The 20,392-nt window shown below is 51.7% G+C and carries 16 protein-coding genes; 1 reads left to right on the top strand and 15 read right to left on the bottom strand.

The genetic code is table 11. From position 1 onward, the window contains the following. Position 1 precedes the first annotated feature (1 nt). Positions 2-2,113, bottom strand: a complete 2,112-nt coding sequence (locus CLV60_RS10355; protein ID WP_106595299.1) for a metallophosphoesterase — start codon at positions 2,111-2,113, stop codon at positions 2-4. Then, the gene (locus CLV60_RS10360) at positions 2,110-3,891 is read right to left on the bottom strand and encodes a cytochrome-c peroxidase (RefSeq protein WP_229210908.1); all 1,782 of its coding nucleotides are present in this window, start codon (positions 3,889-3,891) and stop codon (positions 2,110-2,112) included. Before CLV60_RS10360 ends, CLV60_RS10355 begins: the two co-directional genes overlap by 4 nt. Before the next feature lie 100 nt (positions 3,892-3,991). Here CLV60_RS10360 and CLV60_RS10365 point away from each other — a divergent pair, with 100 nt between their 5' ends. Further along, a complete protein-coding gene (locus tag CLV60_RS10365; RefSeq protein WP_106595300.1) occupies positions 3,992-4,864 on the top strand; it encodes an AraC family transcriptional regulator in 873 nt (290 codons plus the stop codon). Between the two features lie 5 nt (positions 4,865-4,869). Here CLV60_RS10365 and CLV60_RS10370 read toward each other — a convergent pair whose 3' ends face one another. The 13 genes from CLV60_RS10370 to CLV60_RS10425 all read right to left on the bottom strand — a co-directional run bounded on the left by CLV60_RS10370 (position 4,870) and on the right by CLV60_RS10425 (position 20,328). Beyond that, the gene (locus CLV60_RS10370; RefSeq protein ID WP_106595301.1) at positions 4,870-5,250 is read right to left on the bottom strand and encodes a DUF983 domain-containing protein; all 381 of its coding nucleotides are present in this window, start codon (positions 5,248-5,250) and stop codon (positions 4,870-4,872) included. A 103-nt stretch (positions 5,251-5,353) separates the two neighbouring features. After that, positions 5,354-5,935, bottom strand: coding sequence for a chemotaxis protein CheB (locus CLV60_RS10375; protein WP_106595302.1), 582 nt, complete (start codon positions 5,933-5,935; stop codon positions 5,354-5,356). Further along, on the bottom strand, positions 5,917-6,726 hold the full coding sequence (locus CLV60_RS10380) for a CheR family methyltransferase (protein ID WP_106595303.1): 810 nt from the start codon (positions 6,724-6,726) through the stop codon (positions 5,917-5,919). Before CLV60_RS10380 ends, CLV60_RS10375 begins: the two co-directional genes overlap by 19 nt. A 4-nt stretch (positions 6,727-6,730) precedes the next feature. Further along, positions 6,731-7,096: a response regulator gene (locus CLV60_RS10385; protein ID WP_106595304.1), complete on the bottom strand. Its 366-nt coding sequence runs from the start codon at positions 7,094-7,096 to the stop codon at positions 6,731-6,733. An 8-nt stretch (positions 7,097-7,104) separates the two neighbouring features. Then, positions 7,105-10,707 carry a response regulator gene (locus tag CLV60_RS10390; RefSeq protein WP_106595305.1) on the bottom strand — a complete coding sequence of 1,201 codons (3,603 nt, stop codon included), beginning with the start codon at positions 10,705-10,707 and terminating at the stop codon, positions 7,105-7,107. A 13-nt stretch (positions 10,708-10,720) separates the two neighbouring features. Next, positions 10,721-12,316, bottom strand: coding sequence for a hybrid sensor histidine kinase/response regulator (locus tag CLV60_RS10395; protein ID WP_106595462.1), 1,596 nt, complete (start codon positions 12,314-12,316; stop codon positions 10,721-10,723). Between the two features lie 334 nt (positions 12,317-12,650). Further along, a complete protein-coding gene (locus CLV60_RS10400) occupies positions 12,651-13,223 on the bottom strand; it encodes a hypothetical protein (RefSeq protein WP_106595306.1) in 573 nt (190 codons plus the stop codon). Between the two features lie 235 nt (positions 13,224-13,458). Then, on the bottom strand, positions 13,459-13,626 hold the full coding sequence (locus CLV60_RS34225) for a hypothetical protein (protein WP_170118758.1): 168 nt from the start codon (positions 13,624-13,626) through the stop codon (positions 13,459-13,461). A gap of 98 nt (positions 13,627-13,724) precedes the next feature. Next, positions 13,725-14,888, bottom strand: a complete 1,164-nt coding sequence (locus CLV60_RS10405) for a THUMP domain-containing class I SAM-dependent RNA methyltransferase (RefSeq protein WP_106595307.1) — start codon at positions 14,886-14,888, stop codon at positions 13,725-13,727. A 135-nt stretch (positions 14,889-15,023) separates the two neighbouring features. Beyond that, a complete protein-coding gene (locus CLV60_RS10410; RefSeq protein WP_106595308.1) occupies positions 15,024-15,932 on the bottom strand; it encodes an NAD(P)/FAD-dependent oxidoreductase in 909 nt (302 codons plus the stop codon). 51 nt (positions 15,933-15,983) lie between these two features. Next, positions 15,984-16,538: a TetR/AcrR family transcriptional regulator gene (locus CLV60_RS10415; RefSeq protein ID WP_106595309.1), complete on the bottom strand. Its 555-nt coding sequence runs from the start codon at positions 16,536-16,538 to the stop codon at positions 15,984-15,986. Positions 16,539-16,659: 121 nt separating this feature from the next. Next, positions 16,660-18,981 (bottom strand): DUF7133 domain-containing protein, encoded by a 2,322-nt coding sequence (locus CLV60_RS10420; protein ID WP_106595310.1) that lies wholly within the window; start codon positions 18,979-18,981, stop codon positions 16,660-16,662. 48 nt (positions 18,982-19,029) lie between these two features. After that, the gene (locus CLV60_RS10425; RefSeq protein ID WP_106595311.1) at positions 19,030-20,328 is read right to left on the bottom strand and encodes an MFS transporter; all 1,299 of its coding nucleotides are present in this window, start codon (positions 20,326-20,328) and stop codon (positions 19,030-19,032) included. Between the last annotated feature and the right edge of the window lie 64 nt (positions 20,329-20,392).

Below are 20,392 nucleotides of genomic sequence, written 5' to 3' on the forward strand. Positions count from 1 at the left end.
CCTACTGAATCGCCAGTTTTTTGACCGTGCTCCTGCCATTGATGTTCACTTTCAGGAAGTAAATACCTGTGGTAAGCTGATTGGGCAGGAATGCGGCGGGTGTCTGGCTGATCGTCATTTTGCGACTGTTCAATATCCTTCCCGATACGTCGGTGAGCGTCAGTTCGGCGAGTTGCGTGGTCAGTCCGGTGGTCCGGATCTGCATTTGACTTGCCGATGACGGGTTCGGGATGATCTCTATTTCGAGCGACAGGTTTGGTTCGGCTGCAAGCACAATTTCGAAAAGTGAAACTTTCATGATGGCAGTATATAGCAGGCGCCCGTCCGCTGCCGTTGCCACGACCCGGTAATAGTACTGCGTATTCACGGGCAAAGTGGGGCTTTCCTGATCCTCGAACGTGTAGTTCTTGTTTTGTTGGGAGTTCGGACCGCCGGATACTTTCGCTATTTGTGTAAAGTTTTGTGCATCGGTAGACCGCTGGACGGCAAAATAGGCGAGCTCGTTTTCAGCACTCGTTGCCCAGCTCAGCGTCACCAGGTTCTTTTCATCCTTTTTTGCATTGAACCCTATGAATGTGGCGGGATCGGGTTTAGGAGCCGGTACCTTTACATGAAAAACATCCTGAATGCAGTTCTGTGCATCTTTCACCGTATAGTCCGTATTTTCTGTCGGCTTAACGGTAATTGCCCTTGTTTTGGCACCATTGCTCCACAGATAATCACCCAAAAACGACGCTTTCAGCTCGATGGATTGATCCCGGGCGATTTCTTGCGTTGTCTCCTTATTCACACCCTTTTCCATCGTGAATTTGTCGCGGATCACGCCATCGGCTGCGATCCATTTCAAATCGAGCCGGTTGCCTTCCACTTCCATCATAAGCCCGCCGCCATGCTCGGCGTCGGAATGGTACATGGCCTTGTGTGGCCAATCCGGCTTAGGATTACCCAGCTGTCCGCCCGAACCGGCTACCACATACACCGTCCCGCGGCTTTGCGGGGAGTTTTTGATGTAGGGACACGAGTTATCCGAGCCGTCATACCGCGCCGAGGAGGCGTCTATGACATGTTTCGCGGGATCGAACGTATTCGCATATCCGTAATGCCCGCCCATGAGGCGCGAGCGCTCGTACACGTGGCTATGCCCGCAGATGATCAGGTCCACGCCCAGGCGTTCGAGAATGCGGATGAAATTCTGGCGGATGGCCGTCATTTCGGGATCGCCATCCGATTCCCGCGATCCTTTCGAATACGGCGGGTGGTGCCAGTAAGCTACTACCCAATCTTTGTTTTTGTTAACTGCGAGGTCCTTTTTAATCCATTGCACCTGCCTGCCGAGCGTGTCGTAAAGGCGCGTCGCATTGTCTTCGCGGCCGTACGAATCGAGGGAGAGGAAGTGGACATTGCCATAGTCGAAAGAATAGAATGCCTCGGTACCGGAAGGTTCTCCGCCGGCCTCGCCTTTGGTTGGCATCGTGAAAACATCGTAATAGGGTACCTGGTGGTCGTCTTGCCGGGCCGGGTTATCATTATCGTAGTCGTGGTTGCCGGGCGAGGGGAAGAGCGGATACATTTTAAGCAGGTTATCCTTATACCGGTTGAAAAAATTGGATTGGTACTCGGCATCGCGGCCAAAAGAATAGGCATTGTCGCCGAGCAAGAGCCAGGCATTCATATAGTTGGAGCCCAGGTAATCCATCATTCTGGCCCGGACTTCATCTTGTATGATGGAATTCGTGCCGCAGTCGCCCAGCAGCCCGAAACGGTATTTTCCTGGTTTTCCCGCTACGGCGGAAGTCTGGAAATAGTTATGGTCGCCCGTTTGCAAAACAGCACTCTGCGAGCCGATGGAGTAATAATAGCGTGTTTCCGCTTGCAGCCCGGTGACCTTTACCTCGTGCTCGGTAACAGGCGTGTTATCGGCAAATGTCTGGCCGAGCGATTGCGAGCTGCTGCCGATTTTGACGACGGACTCGGAAGGCTTATCGGTGCGCCAGCGAATGACGATGCTGGTTGGCGTCGCTACCTGCAGGTAAGGCCCGCGCAGGAGTGTGCCTTGCGCGTGGGCGGCGATGAATGCAAAAAATAGAAGGAAGGTGAGTAAATATGTTTTCATAGACGGTCGGTGAGCGAATGTAAAAAGGCAATGATATCGGATTTTTCCTCGTCCGATAGATTAAGCGGTTCTCCGGGCAATGTTTGGTCGGGAATATCGAGGCCCAGGCCGGCACCTCCGCCTTTATCGTAAAACTCCATGACTTTTTCGAGACTTCCGAAGGAGCCGTTATGCATGTAGGGAGCCGTTACGGCAGCGTTGCGGACGGTGGGTGTTTTAAATGCGCCCCGGTAATAGGGGGTAGGGCGGGTTTCGAAACGCCCCTGGTCGGGATCTGCTTTCGGGTGAAGAAAATCATCCGAGGCGGTCGTTCCCAGTATTTCAAACTCAGTGAGGGTGTAGGTGGGCGGGATCAGCCCGTTGAATAGCGGCGCAAAATGGCACGTTCCGCATTGCGCTTTACCCATGAATAGGTTGAACCCATTCACCTGATGATCGGTCAGGGCCGCTTTGTCTCCTGCAATATATCTGTCAAAATCCGAGTTGAATGGCTGCAAAGTGCGTACATAGGCTGCTATGGCCTTGTAAATAATGGTATCATTTAAAGTGCGCCGCTTTCTGGACACTTTGCGGATCAGCCGGCGATATGGGCGCTCTTTGGCCAGTTTTATGATAGTCTCGGCAGGCCTGCCATTCATTTCGAGGCTGTCGTGGATCACGGTGCGGATCTGCTCTTCCAGCGTTTTGGCACGACCGTCCCAGAATTGCGCGTGTTGAAATGTGCTATACAGTAATGAAGGTGCATTACGCCGCACCTCCTGGCCGGGGTGAATGCCCATGCTGCGGGGCAGACCGTCGGTAAAATGCAAAGCGGGGTTATGGCAAGATGCGCAGCTGCGGCTGCCGTTGGAGGACAAACGTGTTTCGAAAAACAGTTTTTCACCCAGTTCAGCCAATGCAGCATTGGAGCTTGCACCTCCGGCAAAAGCAGGTTCGGCAAAAGCATCCCGGCTGAAAATGTTCCTGGCGTTGTAATTTAAAATACCCTTTTCATTGATCTCCAAACCCATGCTGATCATCAGGCCAAGGCTCTCCTGCAATGGCAAGGCATAGTTAGTCAGAAAGAATAGCCGGTCGAACTGGTCGAAATCCGTTTTTCCGGTGAGATAAATCTCGCAGGAAGTCAGCAATTTTCGGACAGACCCTTCATCCGAATGCATTAAATAGGGATTCAATACTTCGTGAAGCGCTTGGAGGGAAACCAATGCTTCGTCGAGGCCGCTTTTGAGTAACGGTGCGTCAAACCCCGTAATGCTGAGCGTCATAACCCGGATCAGTTCCAGCCGCACACTTTCGAGCACCTGCGCGTCGGTCGCTTTGAAATTGTAAAGCAAAGCGGGCAGGTCTTCCGCCGAAGTTTCCAGGAACCGGCATTGCTGTATCATTTCCGCTTTGTGTAAACCGGGATTGTCGAAAAGCAATGCCTCGATGTATTGCAGACCGGTAGGCGCGCCGTATTCCAGATGCGGTTCCTCTATTTCGTTTTTGGGCGGCCGGTTGTAAATCCGGGAGGACGTGAAGAAGAAGTAGTCGAGAAAAAAGGCGATCCGTTTGTAAGCCAGGCGGGTGGCTTTCAGCTTTTCTTTCGCTTGTTCAATGCTTTGGGCGTCGGCGGAATCAGTTTTTTCGATCGCAATGCGCATTTCAGTCACGCTGGCCGCGAATGCCCGGGCATCGGCACGAAAGCGATCGGTACAGTTTTGCACGCCGATGGTTTCCTGCTCCGATGCCGCAGCAAGCAATAACAACGCCATACACAATGCAAGGGCTTTCCACATCGCGGAAAAAGGGTTTTGGAAACATCCGCAAGATACAGAAGAGGTGCCAAATCACGAATAAGCATTAAATTGCCGGCCCTGACCCAATTTCCGAATTGCCATGCACGGTTCATTTCCCCGGCTCGATATCGGCCCGCTTTCCGAATACCGCGAAGATCATATTATGATCGCACGGTTCTCCGATTACGTTCACGAACATCAGAGCCTTGTTTTTCCGCACCGCCACAGCTTCTATCACCTGGTACTTTTCACCGAAGGCAGTGGTCGGCACACGATTGATTTTCACCATTTTCAGGCTGCGCCTTATCAAATCTATTTCATGATCCCCGGACAAGTGCATACGTGGGATTTCCAGGGGGATATGGAAGGGTATGTGGTCAATTTTTCGGATTCATTTTTTAAATCCTTCCTGCTGCAACCCGAATACCTCGATTCGTTCTCTTTCCTCGATCAGGACAGCAGCAACAACGTGCTGACGCTCTCCGAGTCCATTCGTGCGAACGTTTGCAGGCTATTCGAGGAGTTGCTCAGTCAAAATGCCCGCGCAACGGCCTGGCGCGACGATATGGTGCGCGTTTTACTGCTCCAAATTTTTATGATTGTTGAACAGAGCGATTCTGTCGACAGGAAGAAGAATGCGGAGAAAGGGAAGAATGCGACGGTACGGAACTTCATCCGCCTTATCGACAAGCATTACGACCGCCTGAGACTGCCGGGGCAATATGCCGAAATGCTGAATGTGACGCCCAATCACCTGAATGCGTTGTGCAAGGAGCACGTAGGGATGCAGGCGGGAGAGCTGATCCGCAACAGGATCGTTTTGGAGGCCAAAAGGCTGTTGATCAACCTCGATCTGACCGTTTCTGAAATCGCCTACAAGTTGAATTTCAATGATAACTCCTATTTCACCAAGTTCTTCCGGAAAGAAACCGGCATGACGCCGGAAGATTTCCGGAAGAGCCCGGCTTTATAAATACCCTATACCCGTTCTTCGGAAGCGGCCGGTTTAATGAACAGCGCAAGCCATGTACGGCGCGCCATGCGGTAAAAGAGCGGCGTCAGCACTACGAGGATCGGAATGATGCTCACCAGGAAGTAGTCGAGGTACTGTTTGAAAAAGTTGACGAAAATCAGAAAGTAAATCACCATGAATGCCACGTAGAAGGCATAGCTGATGTACAATGCACCCTGATAGAAGCCCGGTTCCGGCACGAAATCGGCACCGCAGCTCGGACAGCGACGGTTCATTTTGTCGAAATTCCGCAGGTTATAGGCGCTTTTGGTGATAAAAAAGTCACCCTCGCCGCATTGGGGGCATTTGTTGAATAAAACGCTGTATATTTTGTTGGGCTTTGCCATGATCTTACTGTTTTAAACTCAATACAAATTTCCTGAATTGACTGTTTAAAAAGAAAGACTGAATCTCGCTTTTGTGGTAGAAATCAACGATCGGTCTGAGAAACTACGTCAGTGAGTTGATGAAAGCGGCCATTTCGATGGTGTCGAACACATGGTCGATAGGCAGGTGGGTAATGGCATAATGCGGCATGAAGGGCATTTGAGCGGTGTCCGGATTTTGCGCTACGGCCATGCCTCCGGCTTGTTTTACGGCTGTGAGACCGCTAGTACCGTCCTCATTCGCACCGGAGAGCAATATCGCCACCAGCCCCGGCCCATAAACCTCGGCGGCAGATTCAAACGTGACGTCGATGCTGGGCCGGCTGAAATTGATTTTTTCGGAATAGTCCAGCGAAAATGTGCGGTTATGCTCGATGAGCAAATGGTAATCTGCGGGTGCTAAGTAAATCGTTCCGGGGGTAACAGGCTCTTTGTCTTCGACCTCCTGGGTTGGATTTAAAGTTTTGGAAGCCAGCAGCTCAGATAAGGTTGAGTCTCCGGAATTGCGCCGGTGCAGCACCAATGCCACGGGAAACGGCAGATCGGCACGCAGCAGCGGAAGCAGCCTGAACAGCACTTCCAGGCTACCCGCCGAACCTCCGATCAGCAGGAGTTCGCAGCGACGGTTCAAATGATTTTCTTCCATATTTTCTCCCGGTTCAGTTGCTTGAACTTGTGTTGTACAGCCGAGAATTTCAGGGTCTCTTTCGTTCCCAATGCAAGGTAGCCCAATGTCCCGAGGCTCGCATCGAAGAGTTTCAGCACCCTGTCCTGCAATTCCTTGTCGAAATAGATCAGCACGTTACGGCATAGTATCAGGTCGAATTCATTAAAAGAGCTGTCGGACACCAGGTTATGGGTCGAAATAATGATCTTTTCCGAAAGCTCGCTGTCAAACTTCGCCTGCCCGTATTGGGCCGTATAATAGCTTGAAAAATCCGCAGTGCCGCCGGACGAAATGTAGCTTTCGGAATACTGCTTCATCAATGCGAGCGGAAATATGCCTTTCCGCACCTTTTCAAGTACGCTTGGGTTGAGGTCGGTCGCATACAGCAGCGAACGCCGGAGCAGGTTGGCTTCTTTGAGAAGGATCGCCATCGAATACACCTCTTCGCCGGTCGAGCAGCCCGCATGCCAGACGCGGATAAACGGCTTGGTACCTAATACGGGAAGCACTTCCTCGCGCAGGGACTTGTAAAATGCCGGGTCGCGGAACATTTCGGTGACATTCACCGTCACTTCCTCGACAAACCGTTTGAGGTACGACGGGTCGTTCCGGACCCGGTAGCGCAGCTCGGCAAAGCTTGGGAATTTATCGAGCGAGCACAGCCGGATGATCCTGCGTTTCAGCGAAGCGCGCGAGTACCGCGTGAAATCGTATCCGTAGAGATCGAACAGGTCATTCAGCAAAAGATCGATGTCTTCCTCTTCAATCATGGGATCAGATGTTACCAAGTATCTTCAACAGCTTGTCGACATCGATCGGTTTGGAAATATAATCGTTCGCACCGGCATCGAGGCATTTTTCCCGGTCGCCCACCATCGCTTGCGCCGTGACGGCGATTACGGGTACCGACTGTCTGTTTTCCAGGTCCTTGATCAGCGGAATGGCCTCGTAGCCATCCATTTCAGGCATCATCATATCGATCAGCACGGCATCTACCGGTTCGCCGGTCCGCAGGATGTCCAGCGCCTCCGTTGCGGCGGAGCAGGAAATACAGTCGAAACCCTTCGATTTGAGGGTCGCCCTGAGCGCGAAGATGTTGCGGGCGTCGTCGTCGACGATCATGATCTTTTTCTTTTCCATTGTGAGGGTCAGGATTTTTCATAAAGCCACACGCGCAGCAGCGACATGAGCTGGTCGATATCCACAGGTTTGGTAATATAGTCAGAAGCGCCGGCATTAATGCATTTTTCGCGATCGCCGGTCATGGCTTTGGCCGTAACGGCTATCACCGGCAGGTTGCGCCACTGCGGATTCTCGCGAATGCGTTTTGCGGTCTCGTAGCCATCCATCTGGGGCATCATCATATCGAGCAGGACCACATCCACTTCCGGATTTTCTTGGAGTTTTTGCAACGCTTCCTTGCCGTCGAGAGCCGTCAGGACATTCATTTTGTAGTTTTCCAATGATTTGGAAAGTGAGAAAATGTTCCGGACGTCGTCGTCGGCTATCAGTACGGTCTTGTTATTCAAAATCTCGCCCAGGCCGCCGAGCTTGCGCGCATCTGTACCCTGGCGTGCATTTTTCTTGTTCTCTTCCACCACATGCAGGAACAGCGACACTTCGTCGAGCATACGCTGGTAGGAATGCGCAGTTTTGACGATGATCGAATCCGCATACTGCTTGATCCGCAGCTCTTCGGTCATGGAAAGGCTCTTTCCAGTGAAAATAATGATTGGTACATGCTCAAAGCCGGGATTCTTCTTCGCTTCTTCGAGCATATCGTAGGCTTTTTTGTCGGGAATACCCATATCGAGGATCACACAATCGACCTCGTTGTTCGACAGTGCGCTGATCCCCTCGTTGATATCGCTTTTCAGCTCCGAATGAATGTCATACGTACCCAGGTAGTAAGCCAGCGCTTTGGCATGCATCGAGTTATCCTCGACAATGAGTACCTTTTTCGATTTCTTGCTAATCACATATTCGATTTTCCGGAAAATTTCATCCATCTTTTCGATCGCCACAGGCTTGTCGATAAAGTCGACCGCGCCTTTTTGCAGGCTCTCGTTCTTCATCCGGTGCGACGACATGATATGTACCGGAATATGCCGCGTTTCGGGATCGTTTTTGAGCTGGTCCATCACTTCCCAACCGCTCACCACCGGTAGCTGAATGTCCAGCAGGATACCCATCGGCCTGAATGTCTTTGCCAGTTCGAGGCCCTCGTCGCCACGCACGGCTACCACACCTTTGTAACCCTGCTTGCGGGTATAATCCAGGAGCGATTTGGCAAAAAAGGTGTCGTCTTCGATGATCAGGAGAGTCTTTGCGGCTTCGCTAACCGTCGAACGGTCGTCGGGGATACTTTCGGGGATGACGGTACTGACAAAGCGGCTTTGTACCGCGGGCGTTGTCTTGGCAGCTGTTTCCTCCTGATAGTTTCCAAAGAAATTAACCGTTTCCGGTTCGGAACTGCCATAGGCGGGCCCGATGGGCACGAAAAGCGTAAACTCACTGCCCTGGCCGACGACACTCGTGAGTGATATTTCCCCGCCCAGGAGCTTGGCCAGCTCGCGGCTGATCGAGAGCCCGAGCCCTGTGCCGCCGTATTTGCGCTTGGTGGAACCGTCGGCTTGCTGGAAGGCTTCAAAAATATGATGCTGCTTCTCCGGCGGAACGCCGATACCCGTGTCACGGACGACGAAGCAAAGCATTTTATCATTACCATCATTGGGCTTGATGGTAATGTCTACCGAGCCTTGTGCGGTGAATTTCAATGCGTTGGATATCAAATTTTTAAGAATTTGTTCCATGCGCATTTTGTCCGTTTCGATCACGGGAGGAACGCCGTTTGCGATAGTAACCGAGAAATCAAGCCCCTTTTCCCGTGCGACCGGCGCGAACAGGCCTCTCAGATCATCACAAATCTCCTTCAACGAAACGGTTACATATTCCAGCTCCATCTTCCCGGCCTCGATTTTGGAAAGGTCGAGGATTTCGTCGATCAGACCCAGCAAGCCATTGCCCGAAGATTGGATCACCGTCGCATACTCGATTTGGTCGCTGGTCAGGTTCTTGTCGTCATTCTCCGCGAGCAGCCGGCTCAACAGCAGGATTGAATTCAGCGGCGTGCGTAGCTCGTGAGACATATTGGCAAGGAACTCGGATTTGTAGCGGGTGGTCAGTTCCAGTTCCTCCGCTTTTTTCTGTATTTCAAGGTTCTTTTCCTCCAACAGACCGCTCCGTTCTTCTAGCTCCTCATTGGTTTGCTGCAATTCCTCCTGCTGCACGCGCAGTTCTTCTTCCGATGCCTGCAATTTCTGTGATTGTGCTTCGAGTTCCGCATTGAGGTTTTCGAGCTCGTTATGCTGTGTTTGCAGCTCCTCCGCCTGCGCCTGGGTTTCTTCCAGGAAGTTTTGAAGCTTGACATAATCCAATGCGGAATTCACGCCACTGGCCATGGTTTCCAGGTTTTCTTCAAGAAAACGCATGGTAAGCTCATCCGGAACTTTCAAAAAGGAAAGCTCGATCACCCCGATGCACTCATACGAATACACGAGTGGGAGGATCGCGAGCGCTGTTGGGCTGGTTTCACCCAGGCTGGATGTCACTTTGAGGTAGTTCGCGGGTACGTCGCGTACGAGCAGGGGCTTTTTTGTGTCGATAACCTGCCCGGACAATCCCTGTCCCGGCACGACAGTTTCCGGCGCGTTTTGCACGGCAAAGCTGCCGGTAAGCCTGAAATTCCAGTCGGTATCGAGGATGTAGATGGTCCCCAGGTTCGCGCCGGCGTAGGCGGTGAGCGTATTGATGAGGTTGGTAGACAGCTTTTTGAGCACGCGTTCACCCCGGATCGCATCGTTGATCTTTACTTCACCAGTCTGCAACCAGTTTTGAATATGAAGGTCATTGAAAGTTTGTTCGAGAGAGCCGGTCATTTTATTCAAGGCAACCGAAATCCTGCCGAGCTCGTCGTCGGTTTCGTCTGTGCTGCGGGCTGCGTAGTCGCCTTCTGAAACCCTTTGCGTAATCTTTTCAACGTGACCGATCCGCCGGTTCGTTTCGGCATACTTTTCCTCGTCGAGCTGCTGCTGTGCGATGCGCTTGCCAATATCGTTGCGGATGCGCAGGTAGGAGGAGATGGTTATCAGAATGGATATCAGTGCGGCTACCACGACCAGAATAGGCGTGTATTTGATATAAATCTGCTGCTGTTCGAGGCGTTCTGCCAGCATGGCGCTTTCCTCTTCCTTGATCCGCTCCGTGCTGAGCCGGAGATCGTCCATGATCTTTTTCCCCCGTACCATTTCCCGTAGACGAGAGTCGGTATCGTGCAGGAAATTCGGATTCTTTTTGGCCATGTCGATGATGCTCTGCATCTGGCCGAATTTCGCTTCGTAAAGCGCCTTTACCTCGCGCAGGTTTTTTTGCTGAACCGGGTTGTCGGCAGTGAGCTCCACGAGGTTGTTGTAGCTGTCGGTCGTTTTTTCGTAAGCACCCTCGTAAGGTTCGAGGAACTGCGGGTCTGACGTGACCAGGTAGCCCCGCTGGCCGGTTTCCGCATCTTTCATGTGCGACATGATGGCTTCCGCCTCGATGAGCACTTCATTGGTGTGATTGACCAACTCCGAATTGTTGATCAGCTTCTGTGTGCTGTAATAGGATGCCAAAAGGCTAAAAAACAGGAGCAGAATGGAGAAGGAAAATACGATCTGTAATTGCTGGACGATCGAATTGGAAACTTTCTTCATAAATGGGCGTCAGCTAAATGTCGGTTTTAATGGCCGTTAATGCATGCTCCTGCACGAACGGAAGTATAAGAATGAATTCGGAACCCTGGTTTTCGGTGCTCCGGGCGGAAATAAGGCCATTGTGCTTGTCCATGATCTTCTTCGCGATGGCCAGCCCGATCCCCGTTCCCTCGTAGGCATTGATGTTGTTGAGCCGTTGGAAAATGACAAATATCCGGTCGAGGAACTTCTCGTCGAACCCGATGCCATTGTCGGCGATGATAATGCGGCAATAGGGCCCTTCGGTCGACGCCGGGCTGGAAACGTCTTTCCCTTCGGTGATCTCGCAGCGGATATCGATCGCGGGCGCTACATCGGGCCGCGAAAATTTCAATGCGTTGCTGATCAGATTCTGGAATACCTGGCGGATCTGGCTCGGGATGGTTTCCACTACCGGGAGCGCGTCTTTCCGGATGATGGCTTTCTTTTCCCGAATGGTCTCGTCGAAATCGGCCAGCAGCTCTTCCACCAGCGCATTCAGGTCGGTAGGCTGGAAATAGGCGGTCACCGAGAGCCGTGAGTAATCGAGCAAATCGCTGATCAGCCGCGACATGCGGGCCGAAGAGCTGATCGACCGGTTGAGGTATGAGATCGCCTCTTCATTGCCGGAGAGGTATTTGTCCTTAATTAAATGACTGAAAGTCTGAATCTTGCGGAGCGGTTCTTTCAGGTCGTGGGAGACCACCCAGGCAAATTGCTGCAATTCGTGGTTCGTTGTTTCGAGCTCCGAGTTTTTATCGACCAGTTCTTTGGTGCGCAGCTCCACTTTGTGTTCCAGCAGTTCATGGGCCATTTTCTGCTGGTGAATATCGGTAAATGTGCCTACCCAGCGCACAATGGCGCCGTTTTGCAATACCGGGATGATTTTAAGCAGAAAATACTTGTAGTCATCCGAATCCAGCTGCCGCAACCGGGTTTCTCCCGAAAATTCCACGCCATTCAGGAAATGCTGGTTCCAGCGCGTATAGGTTTGGTCGTCGGGATGGGCTTCCGGGAATGCGTTGGCGTCGTGCGCGTATTGGAACCAATGCTTGTTGACGTATTCGATCTTGCCGTCGTTACGGATCGTGAACGCGATCTGCGGTAGTGATTCGAGGATGAAACGTAGCTCGTCCATCCGGGTAGCCAGTTCTTCCTGTGCGTGCTTGCGGATATCGATTTCGTGCCGGAGTGATTCCTGAATGGCTTTAAGCTCCTGCTGCTGTTCGAAAAGCCGGTAGAAGGTTTTTACTTTCAATAGCAGGATATCGGGGTCGACGGGCTTGGTGAGGTAATCGATACCACCTGAGGTATAGCCTTTTGTAATGAATTTTTTCTCCGTATTAACCGCAGAGAGGAAGATAATGGGGGTGTCTTTTGCTTTTCCGAAGCCCGCGATTGCCTCCGCCACCTCGAAGCCGTCCATGCCCGGCATTTGTACATCGAGAATGATCACGGAATAGGTTTTATTGAGCACCTTCTTCAATGCTTCCTCACCCGACTCCGCAGTGTCGGTGTTGAAATTGTGGAGTTCCAGGATTTTTTTAAGCGGTAAAATATTTTCCGGCCTGTCGTCGACAATAAGAATCATGGTTTCGGTTAAAGTAGGCACTAATCTGGTATTTGCCGAACGCTGAGCGTCGAGGCCGGTGTCGGACACCGGTATCTATATACGGTTTGCTTGAAGAAACACAAAAAAATCTAGTGTGCGTACAAGTGTGGCCGTGTGTGTAGTACGGATTTTGTACAAAAATTGTACCAGTTACTACGCTTGCCGGCGGTTTTTTCTAATTGTCTGTGCGAAAGCAGAAAGTGCCCGGGAGTTGCCTTGGGTTAAGTCTGTGGGAAAGCACATTTCCCAGGTGTGGTTGGGGAATTTCTTCCAATATGCGACTGGTGTCGCGCTGGACATAGCCGTGCCAATGTTACAGATTTCTGATTTTGATCCGAATGTCGTGCGGGGCAGCCTCGTCGCCTCCGAAATAGGGGAGCAGCTTGTAAGCCACACCCACACCGCCCGAGCAGTGGCGGGGCATTACCGTTTCGATCCCGCGAAAAGTGAACACGTAGGTATTCTCGCGGATATCTATCCGAAAGCTGGTGATCTCGTTCAGTTCTGCCGTGCCTAGTTCGCGTTCCTGGCGCACGCCATTCAAGTATATGTACGCGTAGATGCGCAGCGCACCCTCGCGCCAGTTCCATCCGAAACGTGCGCTGTTGTTGTGGTGCTGTGAGCTGCAATCCGAAAAACCGTAGAGTTTGTTGATATCGTTCTGGTTTTCGGGGACCGTCGTTTTGTACACGCAACTGCTGTCGAACAACGCCTGGAACCGCATGGATGAGCCCGTGAACAGCGTATTCAGGTTGCGCTCCACCTCGTGGTTGCCCGCCTTGATATCATAAGTAATAAAATCGTCCCCAAAACTCGGCGTATTGCCGATCCAATCGCAGGAAACAGCGCCGATCAGGAGGGTGAGCGCCATTATATATCGTTTCATCGGTTCTGGTTTTAGTAAATGCCGGCCGAAATTTAGCATAGGAACGCACAATTCGTTTAAAAATTGGATGCGGCATGGGCGGGAAAACAAAAACACCTGGTACCGGCGAGGGGTGGCTTTGGTTTGAAAGAGTGTGATAATGGAGTGGAAGGGCACAAAAAAAACGAAGTCCGGATGTTCGTTTCATGCGGACTTCGTTTCAACTTAGGAACCATTTAATAAGGTGCGTTGAATGCTACCTTTGCTGTTTTCCCAGACTGTGATTCTCTTTCTGGTTGCTGGTAATATGATTACCTTTCACCATTTCTTCCTCACGATGTCTGCTATCCAGATTGTCTTTGTTTTCAGGCCTGTTCCGGACCTGGCCTTGCGGCGTGGTTCCTGAACTTTGTGAATGTTTCATGACAATTTTCTAAATGGTTATGTCATGTATTATCTAAATATTGTGCCAAAGTTATCGGGTGGGATGCCAGGTTTTGGCAGCGCTTCTGAATTTGGGAATTACACCCGTCGCGAACCTTCGTAAAGTTCGTATTCCAGCAGTCTGCAATCGATTTTTCCGGAATAAAACTCAATTCTGCGCTTGGCTTTGAGCCCGATTTTCTTGGCCAGGTCGAGGTTTCCGGTAAACACATATCCGTAATATCCTCCACACTTCTGTTTCATAAAATCACCAATCCGTCCATAAGTTTCTTCAAGTTCGCTGATCTCGCCGAGACGTTCGCCGTACTCCGGGTTTACGAAGAACACGCCTTTGTTATCCTGAGGTACTTCGGTGTCGGCAAAATCGCAGAGTCCGAATTCGATCATGTCGGCCACGCCGGCGGCAATCGCGTTCTTTTTCGCATTGGTAACCGCATTCTGATCGTAATCGGTAGCGATAATGCGCAGGTTCGGAGCCTCGATGATCTGCGCTTCCAGCTTGTCCTGTGCATTGAAATACACTTCCTCGTCGTACCCAAGCAGATGCATGAACGAATAATTATCTCTGAAAAGTCCCGGACGGCTATTGGTGGCAATCAACGCAGCTTCGATCGCGAGCGTGCCCGAGCCGCACATCGGATTGACAAATGCCGAATTGCGGTTCCATTGGCTAGCCAGGATCGTGGCTGACGCGAGGGCTTCCAGCATGGGAGCCTTGCCCGGGATCTTGCGGTAGCCGTGCCGCGCTACGGTTTCTCCGGAGGTATCAATGAAGATCTCTGCGCGGTCGTCCTTCCAGAATAAATGCACCACCGCTCCCTTCAATTCCGACCCTGTCGATGGCCTTGCGCCTTTTTTATCACGTAGCCTGTCCACGATGGCGTCCTTCACGCGCAGGTTAGCAAACATGGTGTTGTTTACGGTGGCGGTCATTACGTTGCTGGTAACCGAGAAATACGCGTCGTCGGCCAGGATATTCTCCCATTGCATTTTGGATAAAAACCGGTAGACATCGTCGGGATGCTGGGCGCTGAACGTGCCGAGGCTGTACAATACCTGGCTCGCGCAATAGAGGTTGAGGTTCAGTTTAATACAGTCGTTGACAGTTCCCCGCAGCCGTACGCCGGTGGCAAAGGTCTCTTCCACCCGGTAGCCCAATTCCGTCACCTCTTTTTCGAGAAACGGTGCAAGGCGTTTGTAACAGGTAATGATAATAGGGGCGGTTGTTTTGAATAGGGACATTGGTATGAGGCTTTAAGCATTAGGCTATAAGCTGTAAGCTGTGTACTATAAGCTATCAGCAGATTCCTTGTGGCTTACAGCTGAAAGCCTATTGCTTATAGCATCCTGCAAAACTACCACATTGCAACACGTCTATTAGTACTCTTCGTTGATTAATTCATGATTGAGCCTTGCCCCGGCGGTCGTTCCTGCTGCCATGGCCCCTGTTAACCCCCTGAATGCACCGCTGTTATCGCCGGCGGCGTAAATACCCGCTACCGTTGTTTTTTGTGCCTCGTCAACTTTGATAAAGCCCTGCGGATTAAGCTCGCAGCCCAGTTCTTCCGGTATCAGCGAATGCTGCACGAATGCCGGGCGGTGATAAAGGGCGGTAATGTCGCGTGTAGCGCCGTCGGTGAGGCGGAGCGATTGCAGATAACCGTTTTCGTGGTTCAGCGAGGCGATGGGCTGTTCGATGATTTCCGCCCCGAATGCGAGCATCTTTTCGCGCGCCGCTGTGTCGAATGTGGCAGGGCCGTTGGTATAAAGGGTTAAGTCGGCGGTCCAGTTGCGGATCATTTTGAGGTATTCCAACGCCATTTCGCCATTCATGAGGACGCCGGTGCGGGCATCGCTGTATTCATAACCGTGGCAGTAGGGGCAATGGATGGCGCTGATTCCCCAGCTTTCGGCAAAGCCCGGAAGGTCGGGCATAATGTCCCGGATACCCGTTGTGAAAATCAGCTTTCTGGCTTGCAAGGCATGCCCCTCGTCCACAGTGACGGTGAATGCGCCGTCTGTTCCCGCCACCTGCGTGACCAGGCCCGCCTGCATTTGCACGGTCGGGTAGGCGAGCACCTGCTCGCGTGCGAGGGCGGAGATTTCGGCGGGGGTCTTGCCGTCGTGGGTAATGAGGTTATGCGAATGGGGCGTCTGGCGGTTGCAGGGTTTGCCGCTGTCAATGATAATTACCTTGCGGCGGGCACGGCCCAATGTCATCGCTGCCGAAAGCCCGGCGTAGCTGCCGCCGATAATCGCGACGTCGAATAGTTGTTGATCAGTCATAATTGAAATGTATAAATGTCTCAAAAATGAGACATGATTGAACAAATTTTTTTAAATACCTATTCCCTTACTAAATGAAAACCAGGCAAGTTCGCGTGCCTCCGGGCGGCCAAGCACTCCTTTTTGCTGTGAATTAATGAACACCACCACCACGCTTTGGAAGAAATTGTGGATCCAATCGACCGTCATTCCCTGGTTGAGCACACCTTTCGTGAGCAGGACTTGCAGGTTACCCTTCCAGAGCTCGAATGTGTGGTCATATTCGGAGCATTCTTCGTTGGCGGCCTGGTGCTTATGGTCGTGCAGCGTGTGTAGTTTATGCAAAAATGTGTTTTTGGAACCGCAATCGAGCCCGGCGTAAAACATGGCTTCGAGCCGCTCGCGCGGATTTTCGGTCGTATTGTAAGCATTGGACATGGCTATCGCGCAGGCTTTCCGGATTTCCTTCTGGCATTTGTCCATCAATTCCTTCCTGTCCTTGAAATACCGGTGCAAAGTCCGCCGCGTCACCTGCGCCTGGTCTGCCACTTTTTCCAGCGGTGCAGAGAGATCCTCATTGAAAATCAGGATCGCAGCTTCGATAATACTTTGCTCGGTATCTTTCATGATTTTGCAAAGGTAGTAAAGTGTCTCATATCTGTGACATTTCGATTGAGGTATTTTACTTTACAACAAAAAAAAGACGCCCCTTTCGAAGCGCCTTTCATTCATAATCAACAACATACCATCAAATGCCGTTCAACTCGGCTTCGGTGAATGCTTTTTCGCGGCCGGTGAGCTTGGTGCGGACTCTGGTAACTTCTTCGGTGGTTACCTTGTCGGCATTGTTGCGCCACGAGCGGCGGATGAAACTTAATAGCTGTGCGATGTCTTCGTTGGGCATGTCCTTGTCGTAGCCGATGCCGGGCATGTCGCCGCTTACTTCCGGCGTCTGGTACACATGACCGTTCACTTTAACCGGACCGGTAAGGCCGAAAAGGACAATGGAAATGAGTTTGTCCTTATTGCCGGTTACCCATTCCGACTGGTTCAATGGCGGAGCGAGTGACTTCACACCGCCGCCGTCGGCACCGTGGCAGGTCTGGCACACGGAAGTAAATAATGCTTCACCTTTCGGGAATTCCTTTTTCAGCATTTCGGGGTTGCGATTGCCCTGTGCATTGCGGACTGCCGTCACCACGCGTGCCAGCTGCTTGTTGATCAACGCGTTCTGATCTGATACCGAGGCGGATAGGGCGCTCTGGAAGGTTTCTTCCTGATCCTGCAAATTGCTGATAATGGCGTCGGACACGTAGCGGCTGTTGGGATATTTGGCTGCCAGCTTGTTGAGCAGCCCGCGGGATGCGTTCTGGTCGAATTTTTCGATGCTTTTGGCAAGCAACGCAATGTAAGGCGCTGCGAGCGTGTCGCCGGAGTCCACGATACCGTCAAATGCGGTGGCAAACTGCTGGTAGGAAGTCGGTGTGATTACCGCCGTCGACGCGTAGAGCCCCTGGGCACGGAAAGTCCAGGCCGATTGCCGGATCCAGCTCAGCGCCTCTTCCGGTTTCAGGGAATTCAGGCCTTCCAGTGTCCACAATGCATGAATGGCCAGCAATGGATCGGCAGTTTGTTTGATAGCTTCGCGAAGTGCAGGAACCGTCTGGTTGTATTTGCCGTCGATCAGCTTTTGCTGTGCGCGGTCGCGGACCCAGCCGTTGGGGTGGCTCAGCAGTTTCACCAATTCCTGTGCGCCATCCGGGATAGTTACCGGTTTGGGGTTCGAGCCTTTCGGCACGATCTTGTAAATGCGGCCCGCCGAAAGTGGCTGCGTCAGGTCGCGTTTGCCGATCTGGTCTTTCAGGTAAGGCGTCAGGTAAGTCTTGTGCTGGATAATACCGCGGTACATATCGAGTACGAACATGCTGCCATCGGGCGCATTGTAAAGGCTCACGGGGCGGAAGCGCTCGTCGGTGCTGGCGAGGAATTCCTTACCCTTGTAGGCGATATCGCCTTTCACCACATAACCCTTTTCATTCAGGAAATCACGTTTGATCAGGTTAGCGGACGGCTCCGGTACAAATGCATTGAAATCGTAATTCTTGCCAAACAGGTCGCCGCGGTAAATGACGGGCGCAGCCGCCGCTGTAAACTCATTCAGGCGCAAGCTGTCGTCGAGGACATTCTTCATGTAGCCGCGATTCACGCCCGGTGTGGGGTGGAGCGGATATACTTTGTTGTTTGCCACCGATTTCTCGTTGTAGCCGGCAACACCTCTCTGATTCTTGTTCCACGCACCTAGCCCGGCAGGGAAATAGTCGCCAAGCAGGTTCTGTGAGTTGTTGTTATAGTAAAGACGGCCGTAGTTATCCTGGCAAATGCCCCATTGGCCACGGAAGTGGGTATGCTCGATCACCCATTTACCACCCACATGACGATAGCGTTTGTCGGATTTGGCATTATAAATCCAGTTGTCCATCGCGCGCAGCAGGCCGTTAGGCTGGTGCTCGACGTTACCGCCCTCCGTGTATTTAGGATCTACGAGCGTCTTTTTGACCACCTGGTCGTTTTTCAATTCATAAAACCAAAGGTTGGTCGGCTCGGCTACGAGGATACCGTTTTCAATCAGGCAGATCGCCCGCGGCAGTATAAGCGAGTCGATCACTACCTTGCGGTCGTCGTAAACGCCGTCCTTATTCTTATCGTCGAGGATCACGATATTACCATTCGGGATGTCTTCTCCGGTTCCGATGGTGTCGGGCATGTAGCCAACCATCTCCACAACCCACATTCTGGCTTTGTCGTCGAACTGCATGGCCACAGGCGCGCTTACGAGCGGCTCGGCGGCAACGAGTTTGACTTCAAAACCATCCTCGATGACCATTTTACCGATGGTTTCGGAAGCTGGGATGAAGGGAGATTTTCCGGCATTTGAGGCAGGCTTTTCTTCTTTCGCAACGGTTGTCGTAGCGGAAGAGGTCGTTTGCTGACTGGTTTGTTTGTTGGTTTTACAATATACCAACATGGACGAAACAGCCAGGATGAAAAGGGGATAACGGTACTTCTTCATTAGAATGCTATGCTAGCAATATTAACAGCTTGGTGATTTTTCGGGAGATCAGTTGTTTAACGATTCTTCAACCGGTTTCATATTGGCGGTGAGGAAATGGATCGCAAGCCAGGCGATAATGTAGGCCAGCCCGCAGACAACGAACAGGATATTGTAGCCTGCGCCGATATTTCCTACTCCTTTATAATGATCGAGCAATGCGCCTACCAGCAGCGGGAAGAAGGTCGAGCCGAGAGAGCCGGCCATACCGCCGATACCTACCACTGAGCTTACCGCGCGTTTTGGGAAAATATCGGAAACGATCGTGAAAATATTCGCACTCCAAGCCTGGTGCGCCGCAGTTGCGATGGCGATAATGCCTACGACAGTCCAGATATCCGTCGCGAATTGTGCAAGGATAATCGGCATCACGGCAAATGCCATCACGAGCAATGTCGTTTTACGTGCGCGAAGCGGCGTCCAGCCTTTTTTGATCAGGTAGGACGACAGGTAACCACCGCCGATACTGCCGAATGTGGTCGCCGTGTAGACGATCGCCAAATGCAGGCTTGGCTTTTTAAGATCCAATGCGAATGTGGTAGCAAAGTAAGATGGGAGCCAGAACAGGAAGAACCACCATACAGGATCGGTCAGGAATTTTCCGATAATGAATACCCAGGTTTGCGGAAGCGTCACCAATTTGGTCCAGTGAATGGTTTTCTGGTTTTCGCCGTCGCCGGCCTCATTGTCACTGTGGATGAATGCATATTCTTCCGGGCCTACTTTCTTGTGCCGCGAAGGTATTTCGTACATCAACCACCAGAATATCAGCCAGATAAAGCCAATTGCGCCTGTGATGATGAATGCGCCCTGCCAGCTGTAAGTGCTTAATAGCCAAGGTACGAGAATGGGCGCAGCCACGGCCCCGATACTTGTTCCGGAGTTGAAAATACCTGTCGCAAGCGCGCGTTCGCGTTTGGGAAACCACTCGGCTGTTGCCTTTACCGCCGCCGGGAAGTTACCAGCCTCGCCAAGGCCCAGCACGGCACGGACAGCGCCGAAGCCGAATGTGCTTTTCACAAATGCGTGTGCCACCGCGGCGATACTCCAGATGATGATGGAAACGGCATATCCTAGTTTTGAGCCGATCTTGTCGATGATGTTACCGAACACGATATAACCGGCGGCATAGCAGCCCGCGAAGACCATCACGATGTTCGCATAGTCGCTTTCAGTCCAGTTGAATTCTGTTTCGAGGGTAGGTTTTAGTAATCCAAGAATCTGCCTGTCGATGTAGTTGATGGTGGTTGCAAAGAAAAGTAATGCGCAAATAACCCAGCGATAGTTGCCAATATTGGTTTGTTTCATGATGGGGAAAAACTGATTTCTTGGATTCAGGAATTTGTAAAAATACGTCTGTCTTGGGGATAAG

The sequence above is a fragment of the Dyadobacter jiangsuensis genome (assembly GCF_003014695.1).
Taxonomy (GTDB): Bacteria; Bacteroidota; Bacteroidia; order Cytophagales; family Spirosomataceae; genus Dyadobacter; species Dyadobacter jiangsuensis.